15 protein-coding genes are annotated in these 22,457 nt (G+C 67.0%); all 15 read right to left on the bottom strand.

The genetic code is table 11. The features are described 5' to 3' along the window. Nucleotides 1–75 precede the first annotated feature (75 nt). The 15 genes from AC1DXX_RS02220 to AC1DXX_RS02150 all read right to left on the bottom strand — a co-directional run bounded on the left by AC1DXX_RS02220 (nt 76) and on the right by AC1DXX_RS02150 (nt 22,409). Entirely contained in the window at nt 76–708 is a 633-nt protein-coding gene (locus tag AC1DXX_RS02220) for a hypothetical protein (protein WP_478132527.1), read from the bottom strand. Next, the gene (locus AC1DXX_RS02215; protein WP_478132526.1) at nt 708–4,868 is read right to left on the bottom strand and encodes an RHS repeat-associated core domain-containing protein; all 4,161 of its coding nucleotides are present in this window, start codon (nt 4,866–4,868) and stop codon (nt 708–710) included. Before AC1DXX_RS02215 ends, AC1DXX_RS02220 begins: the two co-directional genes overlap by 1 nt. A 680-nt stretch (nt 4,869–5,548) precedes the next feature. Next, entirely contained in the window at nt 5,549–5,944 is a 396-nt protein-coding gene (locus AC1DXX_RS02210; RefSeq protein WP_478132525.1) for a tetratricopeptide repeat protein, read from the bottom strand. 268 nt (nt 5,945–6,212) lie between these two features. After that, nucleotides 6,213–7,595, bottom strand: coding sequence for a heavy metal sensor histidine kinase (locus AC1DXX_RS02205; RefSeq protein ID WP_478132524.1), 1,383 nt, complete (start codon nt 7,593–7,595; stop codon nt 6,213–6,215). Further along, nucleotides 7,592–8,299 (bottom strand): heavy metal response regulator transcription factor, encoded by a 708-nt coding sequence (locus AC1DXX_RS02200; protein ID WP_478132523.1) that lies wholly within the window; start codon nt 8,297–8,299, stop codon nt 7,592–7,594. Before AC1DXX_RS02200 ends, AC1DXX_RS02205 begins: the two co-directional genes overlap by 4 nt. Nucleotides 8,300–8,335: 36 nt before the next feature. Then, entirely contained in the window at nt 8,336–11,500 is a 3,165-nt protein-coding gene (locus AC1DXX_RS02195; RefSeq protein WP_478132522.1) for an efflux RND transporter permease subunit, read from the bottom strand. Next, entirely contained in the window at nt 11,497–12,705 is a 1,209-nt protein-coding gene (locus AC1DXX_RS02190; protein WP_478132521.1) for an efflux RND transporter periplasmic adaptor subunit, read from the bottom strand. The genes AC1DXX_RS02195 and AC1DXX_RS02190 overlap by 4 nt, the downstream gene beginning before the upstream one ends. 4 nt (nt 12,706–12,709) lie before the next feature. Beyond that, complete coding sequence (locus AC1DXX_RS02185) at nt 12,710–14,188, bottom strand: efflux transporter outer membrane subunit (protein ID WP_478132520.1); 1,479 nt, start codon at nt 14,186–14,188, stop codon at nt 12,710–12,712. Between the two features lie 190 nt (nt 14,189–14,378). Next, the gene (locus tag AC1DXX_RS02180) at nt 14,379–15,389 is read right to left on the bottom strand and encodes an aldo/keto reductase (protein ID WP_478132519.1); all 1,011 of its coding nucleotides are present in this window, start codon (nt 15,387–15,389) and stop codon (nt 14,379–14,381) included. An 89-nt stretch (nt 15,390–15,478) separates the two neighbouring features. Beyond that, entirely contained in the window at nt 15,479–17,029 is a 1,551-nt protein-coding gene (locus AC1DXX_RS02175; protein WP_478132518.1) for an alkaline phosphatase D family protein, read from the bottom strand. After that, a complete protein-coding gene (locus tag AC1DXX_RS02170; protein WP_478132517.1) occupies nt 17,026–17,778 on the bottom strand; it encodes a glycerophosphodiester phosphodiesterase family protein in 753 nt (250 codons plus the stop codon). The genes AC1DXX_RS02175 and AC1DXX_RS02170 overlap by 4 nt, the downstream gene beginning before the upstream one ends. Nucleotides 17,779–17,808: 30 nt before the next feature. After that, entirely contained in the window at nt 17,809–18,729 is a 921-nt protein-coding gene (locus tag AC1DXX_RS02165; RefSeq protein WP_478132516.1) for an ABC transporter permease subunit, read from the bottom strand. 24 nt (nt 18,730–18,753) lie between these two features. Then, nucleotides 18,754–19,659: an ABC transporter permease gene (locus AC1DXX_RS02160; RefSeq protein WP_478132515.1), complete on the bottom strand. Its 906-nt coding sequence runs from the start codon at nt 19,657–19,659 to the stop codon at nt 18,754–18,756. Between the two features lie 38 nt (nt 19,660–19,697). Then, nucleotides 19,698–21,026 carry an extracellular solute-binding protein gene (locus AC1DXX_RS02155; RefSeq protein WP_478132514.1) on the bottom strand — a complete coding sequence of 443 codons (1,329 nt, stop codon included), beginning with the start codon at nt 21,024–21,026 and terminating at the stop codon, nt 19,698–19,700. Nucleotides 21,027–21,056: 30 nt separating this feature from the next. After that, nucleotides 21,057–22,409, bottom strand: a complete 1,353-nt coding sequence (locus tag AC1DXX_RS02150) for a sn-glycerol-1-phosphate dehydrogenase (RefSeq protein ID WP_478132513.1) — start codon at nt 22,407–22,409, stop codon at nt 21,057–21,059. Between the last annotated feature and the right edge of the window lie 48 nt (nt 22,410–22,457).

Below are 22,457 nucleotides of genomic sequence, written 5' to 3'. Positions count from 1 at the left end.
ATTCTGCGCAGTCAACCTGCGGTATCCGAGGGGGACTACCTCTTGAGAGATGCGACTGAAGGCGTCCCAGCCTCCTCAATGAAGCGCTCGCAAGCTCACGATTTGAGATTCGATAGTCGCTGCGGCGCCGAGAGCTAGATAGACGCAGTTGATAGGTGTTGTCTCGAGGCCTCGTATGAGGATCAAATCTTCTGAGCGCGCCATGTCCAAGAGATCGCTTGGGGGCAAGGCACCGGCGCTACCCCAGCCCTGGGGAAACCAAGAGTGCACAGTCGCGACGGACATTGGGCGCATGCTCAAAACCAACCAACTACTCTTCATCTGCCGCCAGATAGCTAAAAGGCTTGCATCACCTAACGCATCTTGAAGAACGGCGCCAAAAAATCGTATTCCCTTCTCATATTCGACAAGCCACTCACCGATATTTGCGCTAGGCAATCCCTTGAGATTCACACCAAGCGGCTTCCAGATTCCTTGATGCCGCGTGACACGATTTGCAGGTTGCAGCGTCTCGTGACTAACCAGAGTCCATTGATGGATGTAGCCATGTTCAGCCAGAGCCCTTCTAGTCTCAGAAATAACATCGCTGCAACCACTCCCAGAAACCACTTGTGGCCAATGGAGTTCCATGCCTGAGCAGCCATGCATTCGCAGGTGGACCAGCAGTTGCTGGTTCCATCCGGCTTCCTCAAGTGAGTAAATTTTCATCAGTAGTCGAAATGCCGGCCGCACATGTCGTTGAAATGTGGCCCGCGATTTTGAGGGTCTTTTGGCCCAAAATCGTGGCCCTTCGCGTCATCTCTGATAGTGACTCTTCGCGTGCCCCCTCCCGAAGCTGGTATATCAAAATCGTATTGTCTGCCTGGCTGTGGATTTCCGCGTAGATCAGCATTAGGCCGTGTCTGACTCGGCGACTGGCTTGTCGGCACGACGCTAAGCCGTTTTGCTTCATTAAAGGCTCCAGATCGACCACTTCCGATTGGGGAAAAATTCATTGGTCGCGATCCGCCACCCGCCAAAGGGATCGGCGCTATTTGCGGTCCGCCGTTACTAGGGGGGCGGCCACCTGCCATGGGCATTGGATAAACGCGCTTGCCGCCTCCCATCAACCCCGAAACATCACTATCACCCAACGGATTTGCATCCACATACCCAAACCGATTCCACCCTCCATCGAGCCCGATCGGATCCGGCTGGCTGTACCGCCCCGTCCTCGTGTCATAGCTCCTGAAGTAGTTGTAGAACAGCCCCGACTCCTCATCCGCATACTGCCCCGGATACCGCAGGTTGAACTTCACCTCCGAGATGCTGGTCGTGCCCGGGTTCGGTGTCGCCTCCAGGTTGGCAAACCGGTTCTTCGCCAGCGTCGGCTTGTCTTCCCCGAATGCGCTGTAGCCCCACTGCCAGACCGCTTGGCCATCGGCGTTCGTCAGCTTGCGCGGCGTGTTCAGGTGATCGCTGTGCACCGCGTAGGTGGCGCCATCGATCACTGCCGCGATCGGCATCGGCCCGTTGGCCGTGGGCAGGTAGAGGTACTGCGCCTGGCCCGCGCTGTGAGTGCCGCCGCTGCCCGCCTCCGCGATCAGGATGCCCTGCTCGTCGTAGACGTACGCATAGCCCAGCTGCTCGGCCTGGTTCGTGGCGGGGCTCCACAGCTTCGTGAAGAACGCGATCAGGCTCTGCATGAAGCCCGGGTCGGCTTCATCGCCCTGGCTGGGCGGGTACAGCGGCTCGGTCTTGAACACCCGCTGGCCCAGCGCGTTGTGCGCGTAGCGCGTGGTCGGGCTCACGTCGGTGGCGCCGGTGGTGGCGGCGGCCAGGCGCCCTTCGGCGTCGTAGGTGTAGCTGCGCAGGCCGTCGCTCAGGAGGTCGCCGTTGGCGTTGTGGCCGTAGCTCACGCTGGTGTTGCTCGCGCCATTGATGCTCTGGGTGAAGCCGGTGAGCTGGTTGCTCGCAGCGCCCACCGTGTAGCTGCGGCTGGTGCTCAGGCCGTTGAGGACCCGGGTGCTGCTCAAGCGGTTGCCGTTGGCGTCGTAGCCGAAACCGGCGGTGTTGCCCGTGGCGTTGAAGCCGGTGATGCGCCCGACCGTGTTGTAGCCCACGGTCCAGCTGACATTGCCGCTGGCGATGGTGCTGTGCGTGGGGTCGGTGTCCCCGGGCTGATACAGGTTCTGCGTCAGGCTGGTAATGCGGCCGGCGGCGTCGTAGACGTAGCTGCTGAACTCGGTGGCGGTCAGGCGCCCTGCGGTGTCGTAGCTGCGGTTGGCGGCCACGGCAGGCGACGCGAAGGCCCAGGTCCAGGCGGTGGGCTGGCCCAGCGGGTTCCAGGCGATGCCGGTGACGAGGGGATTGCCGTTCCAGTTCAGGCTGGCGAGGCGGCCGGTGGTGTCGTAGAGGTGGGTGAGCGTTCCGCCGTTGGGGTAGCCGATGCCCGCGAGGGCGCCATTGGGGCTGTAGGTGTAGCTCACCTGCTGCACGCTGCCGTTGATCAGGGTCTGCTTCTTGAGGGTGACGCGGCCGAAGGCATCGCGGGTGTACTCGGTGGTGCCGCTGCGGTCGATGATCTCGGACAGATACCCCTTGCTGGTGGCCGTGAGGTCATAGCGCAGGGTGGTGGTCTTGCCGTCGGCGAAGACCAGGTTCGTGGGGCGGCCCAAGGCATCGCGGGTGATCGTGGTCGCCTGGCCCAGGGCGTCGGTGATCTGGGTGGGCAGGCCCAGGTTGTCGTACTGGGTGCTGGCGGCGCCCACATCGGCACTGGACTCGGTGGTGGCGTTGCCTTGGGCGTCGCGGGCATAGGCGGTGGCCACGCCCTTGAAGTCCTTGGCTTCGGTGACAGCGTCCAGGGCGTTGTACTTCAGCGTGGCGGTGGCACTGGCGGCATCGGTGATGGCCGCCACGCGGCGCAAGCCGTCGAGGCCGTAGCTGGTGCTTTGGTTCAGGCCGTTGGTCTGGGTGCTGAGTTCGCCGTTGGCGTCGTAGCCGAAGGTGCTGGACTGGTTGGGGCCGTCGGTCCTGGCATTGAGCCGGTTGAGGTTGCTGATCGTGCGAACCGTGTTCCACGCGACGGTGCCGGCACTGTCCTTGATCTGCTCGGCGGTGCGGTTGCCCATGCCGTCCAGGGTGTAGGTGCCGGACTCGCCGCGGTTGTTGCTCCAGCCGGTCAGGCGGTGGGCGGCGTCGTAGCTATAGGTGAGGACGAGGCCCGTGGGCAGGGACACCGTCTCGACGGTGCCGTAGGGCTTGTAGGTCAGGACCGTGGTCTGGCCGCCGACGGTCTGAGTCAAGAGGCGGTCGCGCGGGTCGTAGGTGTAGTTGGTGACGAGGCCGTTGGGGGCCGTCGAACTCGCGACGCGGTTGGCGCTGTCGTAGGTGTAGCTGGTGACGTGGCTCAGCGGGCGCACGAGGGTGAGCACGTTGCCCGACGTGTTGTAGGTGTAGCTCGTGACGGCGCCGTTGGGCTCGGTGGCTGTCGCGACGAGCTGCTGGGCGTTGTAGGTCCATTGCCAGAGCTGGGCCTTGTTGGTCAACGTATCAGTAACGGTCTTGGACAGTGTGTTGCCGAGGGCGTCGTAGGTGTAGGCGGTGGTGCGGCCGGCCTCGGTCACCAGCACAGGCAAGGCGAAGGCGGGGTGCCATTGCGTGGTGGTGGTCTGGGCTTCGGGCGTACCGGCTGCGCGCACCACGGTGAGCGGCAGGCGGCGTGCGGTGTCCCAGGTGGTGGTGGTTTGAACGCCCTTGAAATCGGTCTCGCTGGTGATGAGGCCGTTGGCGTCCTGCACGCGGCTGGCGGCGTCGGCTTCGTTTTCGCTCGAGGGCAAGGAGCCGGATGTCACTGCCAGCTTGCCGGCGGTGGTGGCGTAGCTGTAGGTGCGGCTGGTGCCCAGTGCGTCGGTCAGGGTCGATGTGTTTGCCGCCGGATAGCCGACATCGACGCGATCGGCACCGCCGGCGAGTTCACTCATGGTGGCCCGACCCTGGCTGTCGTAGCTGAAGTTGCCCCAGCGCGCACCGTTTTCGTCGGTGATGCCGGTGAGGGCCTTGGGGAAGGCGGCGTTTTCGTAGAAGAAGCTGCGGGTCTTGCCGTCGGGGTAGGTGACTGTGGACAGACGGCCTGTCGCGTCGTAGCTGTAGCCGAAGACTTTGCCGCCCGGGGCGTTGACGCTGATGACTTGGCCGCCGCCGTTGTAGGTCAGGGTCAGCGTGCGGCCGAAGGGGTCGGTGACGGTGGTCAGCTGGCCCGCGCCGTTATAGGTATAGCTGCTGACCCAACTATTGCGTTCGGTGCGCGACAGCAGTTTGCCGGCGGCATCGAAGGCGAAGCTGCTGTTGTCGTCGGCACGCTTATAGGTCCAGTTGGTACCGTTGGGGTTGAAGGTATCTGTGCCGCCGGTATCGGGTGTCCACGGGCCGGCCGCTTCGGCTTGGGTGAATCGGCGGAAGCTGCCGTCGGGGCTCACTATGCTGGCTGTAGCTGGGGTCGTGGTGGTTTTGGCAATGAGGGCCAGGCGCAGGGCGTGGCTGTGGGTCCAATGGGTGCCCAGGGCGGCGCCGGGTTCGGTGCCGGCCGCCCAGGTGCTGCGGTAGATGCGCGCAAAGCTCAGCGCGGCGGGGCCGCTGTCGCGCCAGTCGGTTTCGTCGCGGGTTTTGATGCCGCTGGCAGGAATGATGGGGTTGCGTGTGCATTGGCCAGCGACCGGAACACCACCTGAATTGGCATCGCCACCCGCTTCTGCGGTTGCGGGATCGGTGCCAGGGCCGCCGCATTGGCCGGGCGAGGTTTCGGTAGTGCCGGCAGGGCAGTGAGTTCTAGATCCAACCGGAACCGGAACGATGATGGAGAATGAACCGGCGACATAGGTATACAAACAAGCAGGACTCGGGCCGTTTTGCACCCCACCGAAGGTTGCGGAGCCCGCATTGTTGATGGACCTATAGAAATTGTTGAGCGGGGGTATCAAATCGTTGCAAATAGTTGCGAGGTCGGAGTTTTCCGGTATCACTACCCCATTCGGTAGTGGAGGAAGCGAATAGATCACTTGTCCCGGAGTGTCCGCACGCGCAGCCGGCAGGCAAAAGATCAGAACAGCCAAAGTGGCTATTACCTGGCCTAACCAGTAGGTCAATCCCTTGCGGCGATGGCCGATACCCAAGTAACGACGCACGGTGGCGCCAACAATCGCTGTTGTCATGGTTTTATTCCCCCTGAAATTTCTTGTCGCCGGTCGCTCAGCGCACGGCTTTTTCTCATCGCTTCAAGCAGGCCTCAGGTGGATTTGACCCGGGCTGCAAGCGCAAGCTTTGACGCCGGAGCCTAGCCAGTTATTGGCTGCAGCTCAAATTAGGTTTCCTGGCAGTTGACATTGATCGCCGCTTGTCACTTTTCGAGCGGACTGCCGGCTACTCTGTTAACCAAATGTCCCATGACCTGCGAGGTCATCGACGCCGGAAGCACCCGGCGGTTGCCAGATAGCGCCTCGTTTACCGCGTAGATCTTGAAGGCCCAGCTCTCGCAATGCATAGGCGTGACCGCGCATCGCGGCCGCCTTCAAGACCTGGTAGGAGCGACGCAAGTCGATAGAACCCCCTTGCCGTGGGCCAACGAATAGCCAACACGGAACATCGAGGGGACATGCTGCCTTTCAGCACCCATTGCATAGAAGCGATAGGCCTTCGCATGTTCACCAGATCTCGTCAGCCAGCGACCGAAGTAGAAACATCCCAGCGGATGCCCATGAACTGCCGCTCGCTCGTAGTAATCGGCGGCGTTGCTCTCATCCTTTGGGCAGCCGATTCCCTGCGTCAACATCCAGGCGACAAATACCTGACTTTCGACGTGTCCTTCATCGGCAAGCACCTTGCAGAGATCGAAGGCCAGATACAGCAGACCGCCCTTGTAAGCCTTTTGGGCGGCGACCAGTTTTTCCGTGCGGTCTGCGTGCATGCGTTCAAGGCCTTGGATAGATTCCGGGTGGGAAAGGCGGCGGTTTGACGCCACCTCGTCGAATTACTCCAGGCGAAGAAAGGGAGTCTGACCCCGTTTCTTCATGACCCCGTTTCTTCAAAGTACTCGACACACCAAACGTGCCGTTGTCGAGCAGCGACTGGGAGGGCGTCTCACTTCAAATGCGCCGCTACGACACGACGGCCCACCAGCGATGGCACGGTCGCCACAACCGACCACGATGCCGCAGCCGAATCAGCCGAACCCCTCAATGCGCAACGCTAAACCCAAAGGTATTCACCCCCCCCTCGCTCGCCGCACTCACCTGCCCCCCATGCATGCTCGCCACCGCCTTCACGATGGCCAGCCCCAGGCCGTGCCCGTGGTGTTCCCCACCATCATTGCGCGCAGCATCAACACGGTAGAAACGATCGAACAGATGCTGCAGATGCTGCTCGTCAATGGCAGCACCGGGGTTCGACACCATGATCCAGGTCGAAGCCGCCTCTTCGCGCAGCGTGACGGTAATCTGCGCACCCGGCGGCGAGTGCTCGATGGCGTTCTGCAGCAGGTTCGACATCGCGCGGCGGAACAGCGCGCTTTCGAGCCGGGCCTCGGCCTGCACGTCCCCCGCGATGCCGACCTGCGTGCGGCTCTCGTCGAGCACGAACTCGAAGAACTCGATGGTCTTGCGCACCTCCTGCACCACGGGCGCGAGCACCAGACCGGTGGCCACCTCGCCGCGATCGGCGCGTGCGAGAAAGAGCATGTCGTTGACGATGGAGCGCAGCCGCTCCAGGTCTTCGAGGTTGGCCTGCAGCACCTCCTGGAAGTCGCCCGCGCTGCGCTGGCGCGAGAGCGCGACCTGGGTGCTGCCGATCAGGTTGGCGAGCGGCGTGCGCAGCTCGTGCGCCACGTCGGCGTTGAAGGCCTCGAGCTGGCGGTAGGCTTCTTCGAGCCGGCTGAGCGCGCCATTGAAGGCCTCGGCCAGCGCCGAGAGTTCGACCGGCAGCGCCGTGGTCTGCAAGCGCTGCGACAGCGTCTTGGGCCGCAGCGCCTGCGCCTCGCCCGACAGGCGGTCGAGCGGCCGCAGCCCGACGCGTGCGATCCAGTAGCCCGCCACCGCCACCACCAGCACCGCGCCCAGCCCCAGGGCCACCAGCGCGGTCAGGAAGGCTTCGCGCGTGCGGGCATAAGGCTCCGAGTTGCGGCCGACGATCAGCCGCACGGCCGGCCGGTTTTCGAAGGGAGGGATGTGCACCGACAAGGTCCGGAAGGGCCGCTCCTGGCCCGGCAGCAGGATGCTGCTGTTGCTGCTGCGCCCGTTGGCCTCGCGGGTCAGTCCGTCGATCTCGGCCAGGCCCTTGCCGTACTGGAAGTGCGGGTCATCGCTCAGCACCCAGAAGCGCACGCTGCCGTCTTCGGGCGTGAGTGCATCCATGCGGGCCTGCACGCGCGGCCAGCGCTCGGGCGTGCCGATGGTCTGGATCCAGTACTGCAGGCTCTTGAGGGTGGTGTCCAGCTCTTCGTACTGGTGGCGCTCGAGCTCGCGCGCGAGCACGCCGTGCAGCGCGGCGCCGATGAGCGCGAAGGTGGCAAGCGCCGCCACCGCGAACATCGCCACCAGCCGCGCGGTGATGGAGCGCTTCACGGGGCGCCGCCCTCCCCCCGGGCTTCGCTCTCGGTGTCGCGCAGCTCCATCACGTAGCCCATGCCGCGGATGGTGTGCAGCAGCTTCGGTGTGAAGGGCGCGTCGATCTTGTCGCGCAGCCGCTTGATCGCGACCTCGACGACGTTGGTGTTGCTGTCGAAGTTCATGTCCCACACCAGCTCGGCAATGGCGGTCTTCGACAATATCTCGMCCTGGCGCCGCGCCAGCACCGCGAGCAATGCAAACTCCTTGGCCGTGAGGTCGATGCGCGTGCTGCCGCGGAAGGCCTTGCGCCCGAGCAGGTCGATCTGCAGGTTGGCGATGCGCAGCTGCACGGGCTCCTGCTTGCGTCCGCGGCGGTTGAGCGCCTGCAGCCGCGCCAGCAGTTCCAGGAATGAGAAGGGCTTGATCAGGTAGTCGTCCGCGCCTTCGTGCAGGCCCTTGATGCGGTCTTCGACGCGGTCGCGCGCGGTGAGCATGATCACCGGCGTCTGCTTGACGGCGCGCAGCGCGCGCAGCACCGCAAAGCCGTCCTGCCCGGGCAGCATGACGTCGAGCACGATCACGTCGTAGTCGTGCGTGAGCGCCAGGTGCTGGCCGTCGATGCCGTTGTGCGCCATGTCGACCGCGCAGCCCTGCTCGGTCAGGCCCTTGCTCAGGTAGTCGGCGGTTCTCGGTTCGTCTTCGACAATCAGGATCTTCATGGGCGTTGCGATCTCGTCGCTCCGTTCAGCCGGTGCTCATCCGTGGGCTTCGGCCACCACCGGCGCCTTGCCGGCCTTCCGGGCCTTGCGCGCTTCCTTGCGGCGCAGGTACCAGTAGTGGGCACGGTCGAGGTACAGGTAGACCACCGGCGTGGTGAACAGCGTGAGCGCCTGCGAGAGTATCAGCCCGCCGACCATCGCGTAGCCCAGCGGCCGGCGCAGCTCGGAGCCCGAGCCGTGGCCCAGCATCAGCGGCAGGCCCGAGAGCAAGGCGCACATGGTGGTCATCATGATCGGGCGGAAGCGCAGCAGGCAGGCCTGGTAGATGGCTTCCTGCGGCGGCATGCCCTGCTCGCGCTCGGCCTTGAGCGCGAAGTCGATCATCATGATGCCGTTCTTCTTCACGATGCCGATCAGCAGGATGATGCCGATCAGCGCGATCACGCTGAGGTCGTAGCCGCCCGCCATCAATATCAGCAGCGCCCCCACGCCGGCCGAGGGCAGTGTCGAGAGAATCGTGAGCGGGTGGATGTAGCTCTCGTAGAGCAGGCCCAGCACGATGTACACCGCCACCAGCGCCGCGGCGATCAGGTAGGGCTGCGAGGCCAGCGAATCCTGGAAGGCCTGCGCCGTGCCCTGGAACGAGCCGCTGAGCGACTGCGGCAGGCCCATGTCGGCCTGCGCCTTGTTGATGGCATTGACCGCATCGCCGAGCGCATGGCCGGGCGCGAGGTTGAACGAGAGGGTCACCGCCGGGAACTGGCCTTGATGGCTGATCGACAGGTACGCCGTGCTGCTGGTGTCGACCTTCACGAAGGTGGAGAGCGGCACCTGCTGGCCGGTGAGCGGCGAGCTGAGGTAGAGCTTGCTGAAGAGCGCCGGGTCCTGCTGCAGCGCGGGCGTCACTTCGAGCACCACGTGGTAGCTGTTGAGCTGGGTGAAGTACTGCGCCACCTGGCGCTGGCCGATGGCGTCGTAGAGCGTGGCGTCGATGGTGGCGGGCGAGATGCCGAAGCTCGATGCGCGGTCGCGGTCGATGGTCAGCACGGCCGAGGCGGCGGCGTTCTGCTGGTCGGAGGCCAGGTCGGTGATCTCGGGCAGCTGCCTGAAGCGCGCCAGCAGCTTGGGCGCCCAGGTGTTGAGCTCGTCGAGGTTGGCGTCGGTCACGGTGTACTGGTACTGCGTGCGCGAGGCACGGCCGCCCACGCGGATGTCCTGCCCCGCCTGCAGGAACAGGTTGACGCCCTGCACCTTGGCCAGCTGCGGGCGCAGCCGCGCGATGATCTCGTCGGCGCTCGCGGTGCGTCCCTCGTCCTTGGGCTTGAGGTTGATGTAGAAGTTGCCGGTGTTGAAGGTCGACGAGCTGCCGTTCATGCCGAAGGCGGACACGTCCGGGTCCTTGCGCACCACGTCGGCCAGCTCCAGCATGCGGGCGTTCATCGAGGCGAACGAGGCGTCCTGCGCCGATTCCGCAAAGCCCGAGATGAAGCCCGTGTCCTGCTGCGGGAAGAAGCCCTTGGGAATGACCGCGAACAGCACGCCCGTGGCGGCCACGGTGGCGACGAACACGCACAGCGTGACGAACTGGTGGTCGAGCACCACGTGCAGCCCGCGCCTGTAGCCGCCCAGCATCGCGTCGAAGCCGCGCTCGAACAACAGGTAGAGCCGGCCGTGCTGGCGGGCATGCTCGTTCTTCAGGAAGCGCGAGCACAGCATCGGCGTCAGCGTGAGCGAGATGACGACCGACACCACGATGGTCAGCGTGACCGTTACCGCGAACTCGCGGAACAGCCGGCCCACGATGCCGCCCATGAGCAGCAGCGGAATGAACACCGCAACAAGCGACACCGAGATCGAGATGATCGTGAAGCCGATCTCGCCCGCGCCCTTGTAGGCCGCCTCGAGCGGCGACATGCCCTCTTCGACGTAGCGGTAGATGTTCTCCAGCATCACGATGGCGTCGTCCACCACGAAGCCGACCGCGATGGTCAGCGCCATCAGCGAGAGGTTGTCGAGGCTGTAGCCCAGCAGGTACATCACGGCCACCGTGCCCAGCAGCGCGAGCGGCACCGTCACGCTCGGGATCAGCGTGGCCGGCACGTTGCGCAGGAACACGAAGATCACGGCCACCACGAGCGCGATGGTCAAGAGCAGCGTGAACTCCACGTCGAGCACCGAGGCGCGGATGGTCTGGGTGCGGTCGACCAGCGCGTTGACCTCCACCGTCGGCGGAATCGATGCCTTCAGGCGCGGCATGGCGGCGTTGATTCGGTCGACCGTCTCGATCACGTTGGCGCCGGGCTGCTTGGTGATGGCAAGCACGATGGAGCGGCCGTTCTGGATGGTGTTGCCCTCCGGCGCCGCGGCGCCGGCATAGGCCCAGCCGGCGATCTTGGCGTTCTCGGGGCCGTCGACCGCCACGCCCAGGTCGCGCACGCGGATCGGCGCACCGTTGCGGTAGGCCAGCACCACGTCGTTCCACGGCTGCGCCTTGAGCAGCTGGTCGTTGGTGTAGACGGTGAAGCTCTGGTTCGGGCCGTCGATGGTGCCCTTGGGTGCATTCACCGTGGCCGACGAGAGCACGGTGCGCACGTCTTCCAGGCTCAGGCCGAGCGCGGCCAGCTTGGCCGGGTCGAGCTGCACGCGCACCGCGGGCTTCTGCGCGCCGCCGATGTTGACCAGCCCCACGCCCGCGATCTGCGAGATCTGCTGCGCGAGGATGTTGTCGGCGTAGTCGTTCACCTCGGTCAGCGGCAGCGTCTTCGACTGCACCGAGAGGATCAGGATGGGCGCGTCGGCCGGGTTGACCTTGCGGAAGGTCGGCGGGCTCGGCAGGTTGGCGGGCAGCTGGCCGGTGGAGGCGTTGATGGCCGCCTGCACGTCGAGCGCGGCGGCGTCGATGTTGCGGTCGAGGTCGAACTGCAGCGTGATCTGGGTCGAGCCGAGGCCGCTGGTCGAGGTCATCTGCGCGAGCCCCGCGATCAGCGAGAACTGGCGCTCGAGCGGCTGCGCCACGTTGGACGCCATGGTCTCGGGGCTGGCCCCGGGCAGGTTGGCCGACACCTGGATCGTCGGAAAGTCGACCTGCGGGAGCGGCGCCACCGGCAGCAGCGGGAACACCGCCGCACCGACCAGCAGGATGGCCAGCGCCAGCAGCGTGGTGCCGATGGGGCGCTTGATGAAAGCGGCAGAAATGCTCAATTGCCGCTCCCGCTCGCGACCTGGGCCGCCTGGCTGGTCTTGTTCGCGGCGGCAGGCGGCGGCTCGACGACGGTGGCGCCGGCGCGCAGCTTGTACTGGCCGTCGACCACCACGCGCTGGTCGGCGGCCAGGCCCTTGTCGATCACGGCGACGCCGTCGGCGATCTGCAGCACGTGCACGGGCACGTTGCCGGCCTTGTTCTGGGCATCGACCACCCAGGCATAGGTGCCGTCCTGCCCGCGCTGCACGGCGGCGGCGGGCACGGTGAGTGCGTCCTGCTTGCGGTCGAGCTGCAGCCGCACATTGACGTACTGGCCGGGCCACAGCGCGTGCTGCGGGTTGGCGAAGCTGCCCTTGAGCTGCACGGTGCCGTTGGTGGTGTCGATCTGGTTGTTCAGCAGGATCAGCTTGCCGGTGCCGAGCATCTGGGTGCCGCTGCGGTCGTAGGCCACCACCGAGAGCGGCTGCGCGCTCTGCTGCTGCACGCGGTTGATGTCCTGCACCGCGTCTTCGGGCAGGGTGAACTGCACGGCGATGGGGTCGATCTGGTTGATGACCACGAGGCCGTTGGTGTCGGCCGCATGGACGATGTTGCCGGGGTCGATCAGCCGCGCGCCGACGCGGCCGTTCATCGGCGAGACGATGCGCGTGAAGCTCAGCTGCACCTCGGCGTACTGCACCTGCGCGGCATCGGTCTGCACGGTGGCTTCGAGCTGGTTGACCAGCGCCTTCTGCGTGTCGACCTGCTGCTGCGTGGCGGCGTCCTGCGCGATCAGCGCGGTGTAGCGCTGGAGGTCGGCGCGGGCGTTGGCGAGCTGGGCGGCGTCCTTGGCCCTGGTCGCCTGTGCCTGCGCGAGCTGCGCCTGCAGCGTGCGCGGGTCGAGCTGCGCGAGCAACTGGCCGGCCTTCACGTCCTGCCCTTCGACGAAGCCGACCTTGTCGAGCTGGCCGTCGATGCGCGCCTTGACCGTGACCGTGGCCATCGAGGCGACGGTGCCGATGCCCGAGCGGTAGACCTGCACGTTCTGCGGCGTGACGCGCGCGGTGGTCACCTGCACCGGGGGCGACCTGGGCGCTTCGGGCTTGGCGCCGAAGGCCTTGTTGTGGTTGAGCGCCCAGGCCCCGCCGGCCAGCGCGATCGCGAACGTGGCGGCCGCGGCCCAGGTGGCGCGGCGCTGGAGAAGGGGTTGCGTTGTCGTCGTCATGGCATCAATTTCCGGAAGTCACGTCAGTTGCAGTCCAGCCGCCGCCCGTGGCCGCAATCAGCGACACGCTGGCTGCCAGCTGGCGGCCGAGCACCTGCACGGCGGTGCGCTGGTTGGTGAGCGAGAGCTGCTGCGCCGTCACCACGCTCAGGTAGGTGGCGGTGCCGGCGCGGTACTGGCTCAGGACCAGGCGCTCGGCGAGCTGCGCGGCCTGCACGGCCTGCGCCTGCAATGCGGATTCGCGGTCGAGCACGCGCAGGGTCGCGAGGTTGTCCTCGACCTGCTGGAAGCCGCCGAGCACGGTCTGCTTGTATTGCGCGACGGACACGTCGTAGGCGGCCACGACCTGGTCGCTGTGGGCCTTGCGCAGGCCGCCGTCGAACACGGTCTGTGCCAGTGCGGCGCCGAGGGACCAGACGCGGCTCGGCGTGTTGAAGAGCGAGGCGAGGTTGCCGGCGTTGAAGCCGCCGCTGGCGCTGAGCACGATCTGCGGGTAGTAAGCGGCCTTGGCGACGCCGATGTTGGCGTTGGCGGCCTGCACCCGGCGCTCGGCGCCGGCGATGTCGGGGCGGCGTTCGAGCAGTTCCGAAGGCAGGCCGGCGGGGGTGACCGGCAGTTGCACGTGCAGTGCGCTGGTGGACGAGAGCGATGCGGCCGTTGTCTGCGCCGACGAGGCGAGCGGCGGCAGCGAGAACGACGCGGGCGCCTGGCCCGTCAGCACCGCGACGGCGTGTTCGAGCTGGCTGCGTTGCGCTTCGAGGTCCACGGCCTGCGCCTCGGCGGTCCTGAGCTGGCTTTCTGCGAGCGCGACGTCGGAGCGCAGCACGGTGCCGGCCGCGTACTGGTGCTGCGTGAGTTCGAGGGCCCTGGCATAGGCTGCGGTGGTGGCGGCGTACAGCTCGCGCTGCAGGTCGATCACGCGGATCTGCAGGTAGTCCTGCGCGAGCGTGGTCTGGATGCTGAGCCGCGCGGCGGCGAGGTCGTCGGCGCTGGCTTGCGCGCCGGCATTGCCGGCCTCGACCGAGCGGCGCACGGCGCCCCACAGGTCGGGCTCCCAGCTCACGCCGAGGCCGAGGGTGTCGGTGGTGCCGAGCTTGACGGTGCCGGTGCTGTTGGTCTGGGCGCGGGCGGCGCCTGCATTGAGGCCGACGGTCGGGAAGAAGCCGGCATGCGCGGCGGCGGCAATGGCCTGCGCCTCGCGGTACTGGGCCTCGGCCTGGTGGATGTTCTGGTTGGCCGCATTGGCCTGCACGACCAGCGCGCTCAGCGTGCTGTCGCCGTAGGCCTCCCACCAGGGATGGCTGGCGTCGATGGCCTGCGGGGTGGCGGTCTTCCAGGGGCCGGTTTCCTTGTAGGCGGCCGGGACATCAATCTGCGGGCGGACGTAGTCGGGGCCGACGGCGCAGCCGGCGAGCAGGACCGCGGCAAATGCTATCGGCGCGAGCACCCTGCGCGATGGGGGGTTGGCAGGAGAGAGAACCATGGTGGGTTCACTCTAAGAACCCGCTTCTCTCTCCTCGCTGTCGACCAACTGACAGTTCTGACAGTTTCCGGTTTTGCTCCCTCCCCCGCTGGGGGAGGGTTGGGGTGGGGGCACGGCGGCGCTCACATCGGGCGCTCTGCCTGCCCCCATCCCAGCCTTCCCCCAGCGGGGGAAGGAGCAAGACAAGGACTCAGCGCGGGGCGTCGCCCTTGCGGTACTCCGCGGTCAGCTCGTCGAGCTTCTGCTTCAGCGCCGGATCGAGCTTGTACTCGGCCGCGGCAATGGTCGCATCGAGCTGCTCCGGCCGGCTCGCACCGAGCAGCGGCGCGGTGATCAGCGGATTGGCCATCACCCACGCCACTGCCAGCGTCGCCAACGGCACGCCCGCCTCGTCGGCCAGCTTGTGCAGTTGCGTCACGGTGTTGAAGCTGCGCTCGTTCCAGTAGCGGTCCTGGTACATGCCGCCGGCCGTTCCGAGCGTGAAACGAGTGTTCTCCTCGGGCTTGGCGCCGGGCTTGTACTTGCCGGTCAGGAGGCCGCCGGCCAGCGGGTTGTAGGGGATCACGCCCAGACCCTCTTCGCTCGCGAGCGGCAGCAGCTCGCGCTCGATCTCGCGGAACAGCAGGCTGTAGCGCGGCTGCACCGACACGAAGCGGGTGAACCTGTGCAGGTCGGACTTGCCGAGCGCACGCGCCAGCCGGTAGGCCAGGAAATTCGACACGCCGATGTAGCGCGCGCGGCCCGACCTGACGATGACGTCGAGAGCCTCGAGGCTCTCTTCGAGCGGCGTCTCGCGGTCGTCCATGTGCAGCTGGTACAGGTCGACGTGGTCGGTCTTCAGCCGCTTGAGCGAGAGGTCGATGGCATCGAGCAAATGCTTGCGCGATGCGCCCTGGTCCCAGGGGTTGGGGCCGACCTTGTTGACCGCCTTGGTGGCAACCACGAAGCGCCGGCGGCCCGAGGGGCCCTGCTTTTCCAGCCAGTTGCCGATGATCTCTTCGGTGCGGCCGGCGGTGTCGATGGTGCCGCCGAGCGGGTACACGTCGGCGGTGTCGAGGAAGTTGATGCCGCCTTCGGCCGCCCTGTCGAGGATCTGGTGCGACACCGTCTCGTCGGTCTGCAGGCCGAAGGTCATGGTGCCGAGTGCGAGGCGGGACACAGTGAGGCCCGTGCGGCCGAGACGGGTGGTGGGAATGCTCATGGGGGCTCGCTCCAAAGAAGTGAGAGGGGTGAGAAAGGGGCGGCGGCCATCATAGGCACGGCCGCGCATTCCTGCAGGCGCCGGATATTTCAGGTGGTTTCGAGATGCACGCCGGGCGCGCCGCGCGCCACCGAGAAGCGGGCCATCGGTGCCACGGCGGCGTCGGCGTTCTTCTCGTCGTCCACCGCGCGGAACTCGACCGCGCAGCCGCGCGCATCGAGCGTCATGAGCGCATAGCCGCGCTTGTCGCCGCGGCCATAGCGCAGGTGGTCGTTCTTCGCGAGCAGGTTCGCCACGTTGGCGGCGCTCGGGCCTTCGGAGGTGATGGCGCCGCCCACGAACTCGGTCGCGACCGCCGGGCCCCGTGGCTCGCGGCGCAGGTCGGCGGCCCAGAAGGCATGCACGTCGCCGCCGATGACGAGCGCGTCGCCGCCGCGCGCCTTGTTCGCGGCCAGTGCGTCGAGCAGCCGGGTGCGGGAAGCGGCATAGCCGTCCCAGCCGTCCATCCAGTAGCCGTGCTCGGGGCCGCGCTTGCGGTCGGCCTCGGCCAGCAGCGTGGGCTGGGCGATCACGGTCCAGCGGGCCGGGGGCGCGGCGAGTTCGTTCGCGAGCCAGGCCTCCTGCTTCGCGCCGAGGAAGCTGCGCTCCGGCGCCAACCGGTCGGCACAGTCGGCCAGCGGCGAAGCGCTGCGGCCCGCGAGGCAGGCGTGGTGCGACCGGTACTGGCGCCCGTCGAGCAGCATCACGTCGAGCATCCGGCCGAAACGGTGGCGGCCGTAGATGGTGGCATCGGCGCCGCGCGGCCGCATGCTGGCGGGCACGGGCATGTGCTCGTACCAGGCCTGGTAGGCGGCGGCGCGCATCGCGAGGAATTGCGCGGGATCGATGGTGCGCGGCGACACGTCGTCGGTGTAGTCGTTGGCCACCTCGTGGTCGTCCCAGGTCACGAGCCAGGGGAAGGCGGCGTGCGCGGCCTGCAGGTGCGGGTCGGTCTTGTAGAGCGCATAGCGGTCGCGGAACTCGGCCAGCTGCGTCGGGATGCCGCCCTGGTGATGACGCACGTGGCGCGAGCCCCAGGAGCTTTCGTAGATGTAGTCGCCCAGATGCACGACGAAGTCGAGCGGCTGCGCGGCCATGTCGCGGTACGCCGCGTAGTAGCCCTGCTCGTACTGCTGGCAGGACGCGAAGGCGAAGCGCAGCGGCTGCGAGGCCTCGTCGCCTTCGGCCGGTGCGGTGCGTGTGCGGCCGGCGGGGCTGCGTGCGCCGCCCGCGGTGAAGCGGTACCAGTAAGGCCGGCCTGGCAGGAGCCCCTGCACCTCCACATGCACCGAATGCGCGAGTTCGGCGGTGGCCGTGGCCGAGCCGCGCGCCACGACACGCCGGAAGCCCTCGTCTTCCGCGACCTCCCATCGCACCGCCACCGGCGCTTCGCCCATGCCGCCGCCCTGCAGCGGCTCGGGCGCGAGCCGGGTCCAGAGCACCATGCCGTCGGGCCGCGGCGCGCCCGAGGCCACGCCCAGCATGAACGGATCGCGCGATGCCGGCTGCGCGTGCAATTGCAGAAAGGGATGGCCCAGCGAAGCAGCGGCCAGCCCGGTGCACAGCAGGCGCCGGCGCGAAATGAGCTGCTGCGCACTCATCGGCGTGCCGCCAAGGCCAGGTCCGGCCGGTCGGTCGTGATCTGGCGCACCGGCATCGCGAGCCAGTGCGCGATCTCGTCGGGCTCGTTGATCACCCAGGCGCCCAGCCGCTCGGTGCCGAGCGCGGCCAGGCATTGCGGCCACGTCGCGGTGAGCAGCTTCTTCTCGACCGCGACGATGCACCCCGGCATGGCCGCATAGCGCGCGAGTGCTCGCCCGATGCCGCCGAGCATCTCGGCCGAGCGATGATCGAGCGAGGCCAGCACGCGGCCGCCGGGCCAGCAGGCCAGCACCTCATCGAGCACCTCGGGCACGAAGCAGGTCAGGATGCTGTGGCCCGCCACGCCCGCGTCGTGCAGGGCCTGCACCGTTCGCGCGACCGAGCCTGCGGGCAGTTCGCCGGCCGCGTCGGTCTTGATCTCGACATGCAGCTCCATGCGGGTGGGCGCGAAGAGGCGCAGCACCTCGGCCAGCGACGGCACGCATTCGCCCTCCTCGCTGCCTTGGCCGCCCTGCCCTTCGCGCAGCCGCGTGGCCAGCACCTCGGCGGCCGTGCGATCGCGGATCGGCCCGGTGCCTTCGGTGGTGCGGTCGAGCAACGGATCGTGAATGACGACGGCGGTGCCGTCGCGCGTTTCCTGCACATCGAATTCCACCGCATCGGCGCCCGATGCGATCAGGCGGCGGAAACCGCCCAGGCTGTTCTCGGGCCAGAGGTTGCGTGCGCCGCGATGCCCCACGATGATCATTTCTGCAATGTCCTTCTCGTACTGCCTGTTTTACTTGCTGCTGTCGACCAGCCCTTTGACGAACGAACGCTGCAACGCTACCACCACCAGGATGGGCGGCAGCATGGTCAGCAGCGCCGCGCTCATCGCCACGTTCCAGGCCGGCTGCGAATCGGAGCGCGGAATGAGGTGCTTGAGCCCGATCACCGCGGTGGCCATGTCCTTGTCGGTGGTGAAGAGCAGCGGCCAGAGGTACTGGTTCCAGCCGTAGAGAAACAAGATGATCGCCAGCGCCGCGATGTTCGAGCGCGACAGCGGCAGCAGGATGGTCCAGAAGAAATGCATCGGCGAGGCGCCGTCGATGCGCGCCGCTTCGCACAGCTCGTCGGGCACCGTGAGGAAGAACTGGCGGAACAGGAAGGTGGCCGAGGCCGAGGCGATCAGCGGCAGGATCAGCCCCGGATAGGTGTCGACCATGTTCCACGAGAGCTGGATGTCGACCGTGTGCCCGGTGACCGCGTTCCACGCCGCCGAAAAGTGCAGCATCTCCACCAGCCATTGCACCGGCAGCGCCGCATTGGCCACCGATTCGTAGGTTGGCGAAATGCGCACCTCGATCGGCAGCATCAGCGACACGAAGATCAGCCAGAACGCCGTCATGCGAAAGCGGAAGCGGAAGTACGTGATGGCAAAGGCCGACAGCAGCGACACCGCGATCTTGCCGACCGTGATGCCCAGCGCCACGATGAACGAGTTGAGGAACAGCCGGCCGAAGTTGGCCTGCGTCCACGCGGTGCGCAGGTTCTGCACGAACTGGTCGCCGGGCAGCCAGGGCAGCGGCACCTGCTGTACCTCGCCGATGGTGAGCGAGCCGGCCACGAAGGCCAGGTAGAGCGGCACGCAGACGAAGGCCACGCCGACGAGCAAGATGGCGTGGCAGGCGGCGTCGAGAAGGGGGGCGCGTTCAACCATGGGCCGGGTCCTTTGCAGATGCCGTCATACGTCGTAGCTCACACGCCGCTCCACGTAGCGGAACTGCAGCAGCGTCATCAGCAGCGCGAAGATCATCAGGATGACCGACTGCGCGGCCGAGGAGCCGAGATCGAGGTTGACGAAGCCGTCGATGTAGACCTTGAAGACCAGCACGTTGGTCGCGCCCGCCGGCCCGCCCTGCGTGACCGCATCGACGATGGCGAAGATCTCGAAGAAGCCGTAGACGAAGTTCATCACCGCCAGGAAGAACATCGTGGGCATGAGCAGCGGCAGCCCGATGGTGAAGAAGCGCCGCAGCGGCCCCGCGCCATCCACCGCCGCCGCTTCGAGCAATGAAGAAGGCACGGCCAGCAGGCCGGCGAGCAGGAAGATGTAGTCGTAGCAGACATGCTTCCACGAGGCCGCGAGGATCACCAGGACCATCGCGTCCGAGCCCACGCGGTTCGGGTCCCATGCGAAGCCGAGCGCGTGCAGCACGTGCGCCAGCGGCCCGACCGCGGGGTTGAACAGGAAGGCCCACAGGATGCCCGCGATGACCGGCGCGATGGCATAGGGCAGCAGGATGATCGCCTTGTAGATGCCGCGGCCGCGTATCACCCTGTCGCTCGCAAAGGCCAGCACCAGCGCCACCGCGATGGTGAGCAGGTTCTGCAGGATGGTGAACACCACCGTGACCTGCACCGACTCGTGGTAGGTGGCGCTTTGCAGCAGCTGAGCGAAGTTGTCGAAGCCGACGAAGTGCACCGTGTTGCCGAACGGGTCGGACAGGAAGAATGCCTGCCCGAGCGCTCGGAACGACGGAATGAAAAAGAAGAACAGCAGGATCGCGAGCTGCGGCAACAGCAGCAGCACGGGCAGGCGCACGTCCTGGAAGTGCGCGCGCTTGAGGCCCGCTTCGGGTTTGGCCATGCCTGCGATCCGCCTGTTCTTTCAGGGTTGCGAGCCGCTCAGTAGCGGCCCTTGTTGAGTTTCTCGTACTGGCGCAGGATTTCGTTGCCGCGCTTGACGGCATCGTCCATTGCCACCTGCGGCGTCTTCTTGCCGGCCACCACGTTCTCGAACTCGTCGCGCTGCGCCATCATGGTCTGCGTGAAGTTGCCGAAGTGAAAGCCCGTGGAGTTGGCCGTGGGCGTGCCGCGCGTGAGCTGCAGGATCGCGATCTCGCGCGTCGGGCGCTCCTTGTAGTAGTCCTGCGACTTGGCCATCTGGTAGGCCTTGTTGCTCAGCGGCACGTAGCCGGTGGCCTTGTGCCACCACACCTGCGTCTCGGGCTTGGCGAGGTAGTCGAGGAAGGCCGCGACGGCGTCGTACTCGGCCGGCTTCTGGCCCTTCATGACCCAGAGCGAGGCACCGCCGATGGTGCTGTTCTTCGGCTGCTTTCCCGCTTCCCACGGCAGGTAGGTGGCGCTCCAGTCGATCTTGGCCTCGCGCTCGATGCCGCTGTGCGCGGCGGTCGAGGCGAAGAAGGTGGAGCACTTGCCGGAGGTGAAGAGCTGCTCGGGGCTCAGGCCCTGGCCGGCGATCTGCATCACGCCGTCGTCGATCCATTTCTTGATGCGCCCGACCTGCGAGACCACCGAGGTCTTGTTGTAGACGAACTCGGCGTCCAGGCCCTGGTAACCGTTGGCCTTTGTAGCGTACGGCAGGTCGTTGATGGCGCTGTAGTTCTCGAGCAGGCTCCAGTGGTAGTCGCCCGCGAGCACCGAGCCGCAGGCGGACACGCCCTTCTGCTTGATGGCGTAGAGCTGCTTCTCCAGTTCCTGCCAGGTCTCGGCGGGCCTGGCGAAGCCGGCCTTCTCGAAGTGCGTCTTGTTGTACCAGAGGATGGGCGACGACGAGTTGAAGGGCATGGTCATGAGCTTGCCCTTGTAGCTGTAGAAGCCCGCCACGGGTTTGACGAAGTCGGCCCAGTCAACCTTGTAGCCGCGCTGGTCGAGCAGGTCCTGCACGGGCACGGTGGCGTCGGACAGCAGCATGGTCATGAAGCCGCGCTCGTAGATCTGCACCAGCTGCGGCGCACGCTTGGCGCGGTAGGCGGCGATGGTGCCGTTGATGACCTCATCGTAGTTGCCCTTGTTGACGGCGACCACCACGTACTTCTGCTGCGAGGCATTGAAGTTCTTCACCAGCTCGTCGACGCGCTCGCCGAGCGCGCCGCCCATGGCATGCCACCACTGGATCTGCACGGGCTGGGCGGCTGCCGGGGAACCGCCGGCGAGCCAGAGCGCGGACGAAAAAGCCAGTGTGGCCAGGGTGCTGCGTCGGTTGAAATTCATCGCTGTCTCCTGTGGATCGGTGGGGCAGAGTCAGGCGGCCCAGAAGCCGCCGGGGCTGAAGAGATCGGTGATCGCGGCGTCGAGCCAGCCCAGTTCGTCGAGCAGGTCGAGCAAGGTATAGCGGCGCCGGATGAGGCGCGCGCGGCGGTAGTCGGCGGCGAGGCGCGCGCGGGCGATGCCGAGGTCGCGCGGGTGTGCGGCGCCGCCGATGGTGCGCAGGCGCTGCTGCATGTCGCCGGCGCCGATGAGCTGGCGAGCGAGCTGGCCGCGCAGCGCGGGCCAGATGCCGGCAAAGCGTTCGATGCGTGCGCGGCGGCTGCCGGTGGCGCGCTTGCCTTGCATCTCGTCGCGGGCGGCGGCGCGGAATTCCTCGCGGTCGAAGGCGGCGTCGATCTCGCGCGAGAGCGCGGCGTCGTCGCAGCCGTCCTGCGCCTGCGCGGCAGCCGATGCGAGCGCGGCGTCGGGCCGGGCCAGCAGCCATTCGTACATCGCGAGCATGGCGACGCAGCCGACGCCCACGCAGGCGCCGTGTGCGGCGGGCTCGCCGTCCACCTGCAGGTTCTCCATCTCCCACAGGTGGGAGAACTGGTGGTCGCTGCCGCTGGCCGGACGCGAGTTGCCGTGGGCCTGCATGGCGAAGCCGCTGACCAGGAGGCCGGCCATCAGGTCGCCCATGGCTTCGGGTTCGCGCGCGGCGAGCCGGCCGGGTGCGCCGAGCCAGTCGCGCAGGTGCGTCTGCACCATGTCGTAGGGCCGATGGTTCAAGGCTTCGACGCCCAGCGCATCGGCCAGCAGCCAGTCGGCGCCGGCCACGGTCTTGCCGGCGAGATCGCCATAGCCCCAGGCCGTCATGCGTGCGGGCGCGGCGCCGAGCACGCCGAGATCGGCCAGCACCGCCACGGGCGGCGGGCAGGCGAGCGTGCGCTTGAAGCCGTCTTCGTCGAGCAGCGCGGCGCCGGAGGCGGCGTAGCCGTCCATCGACGCGGCGGTGGCGAGGCAGACATAGGGCTTGCCGGCGAGCGCCGCTGCATGCTTGACCAGGTCGTTGACGACGCCGGAACCCACGGCCACCGGCGTCAGGTCGTGCGCTGCGAGCTTGCGGGCGATGGTGGCCGAGGCCGCCACGCGCGGCTTGAGCCGGGGACGCGCGGGCAGCATCAGCGGCGGCGCGAGTGCGATGCCCCGCGCTTCGAGCAGCGCCTGCGCGGCTTCGCCCGCGACGTCCCACGTCGTCTCGTCGGCCACGAGCAGCCAGCGCGCACCGGGCGCCGCGCGCCGCAGAACGTCGGGCATCGCATGCGCCGCGGCGCGCTCGACGACGACTTCTCTGGTGACCGCGGCTTCGCGCAATGCAGTCTTCAGCGGGGATGTCTGTTCGCTCATGTCTCCAGGGGTCGAAGCGCCGGAATGGCCGGCAATGAACAAGTGTAT

Source organism: Variovorax sp. P4_B10, assembly GCF_056402375.1.
Note: the sequence above shows the minus strand (reverse complement) of the source record. Positions and strands in the feature narration are given on the sequence as shown.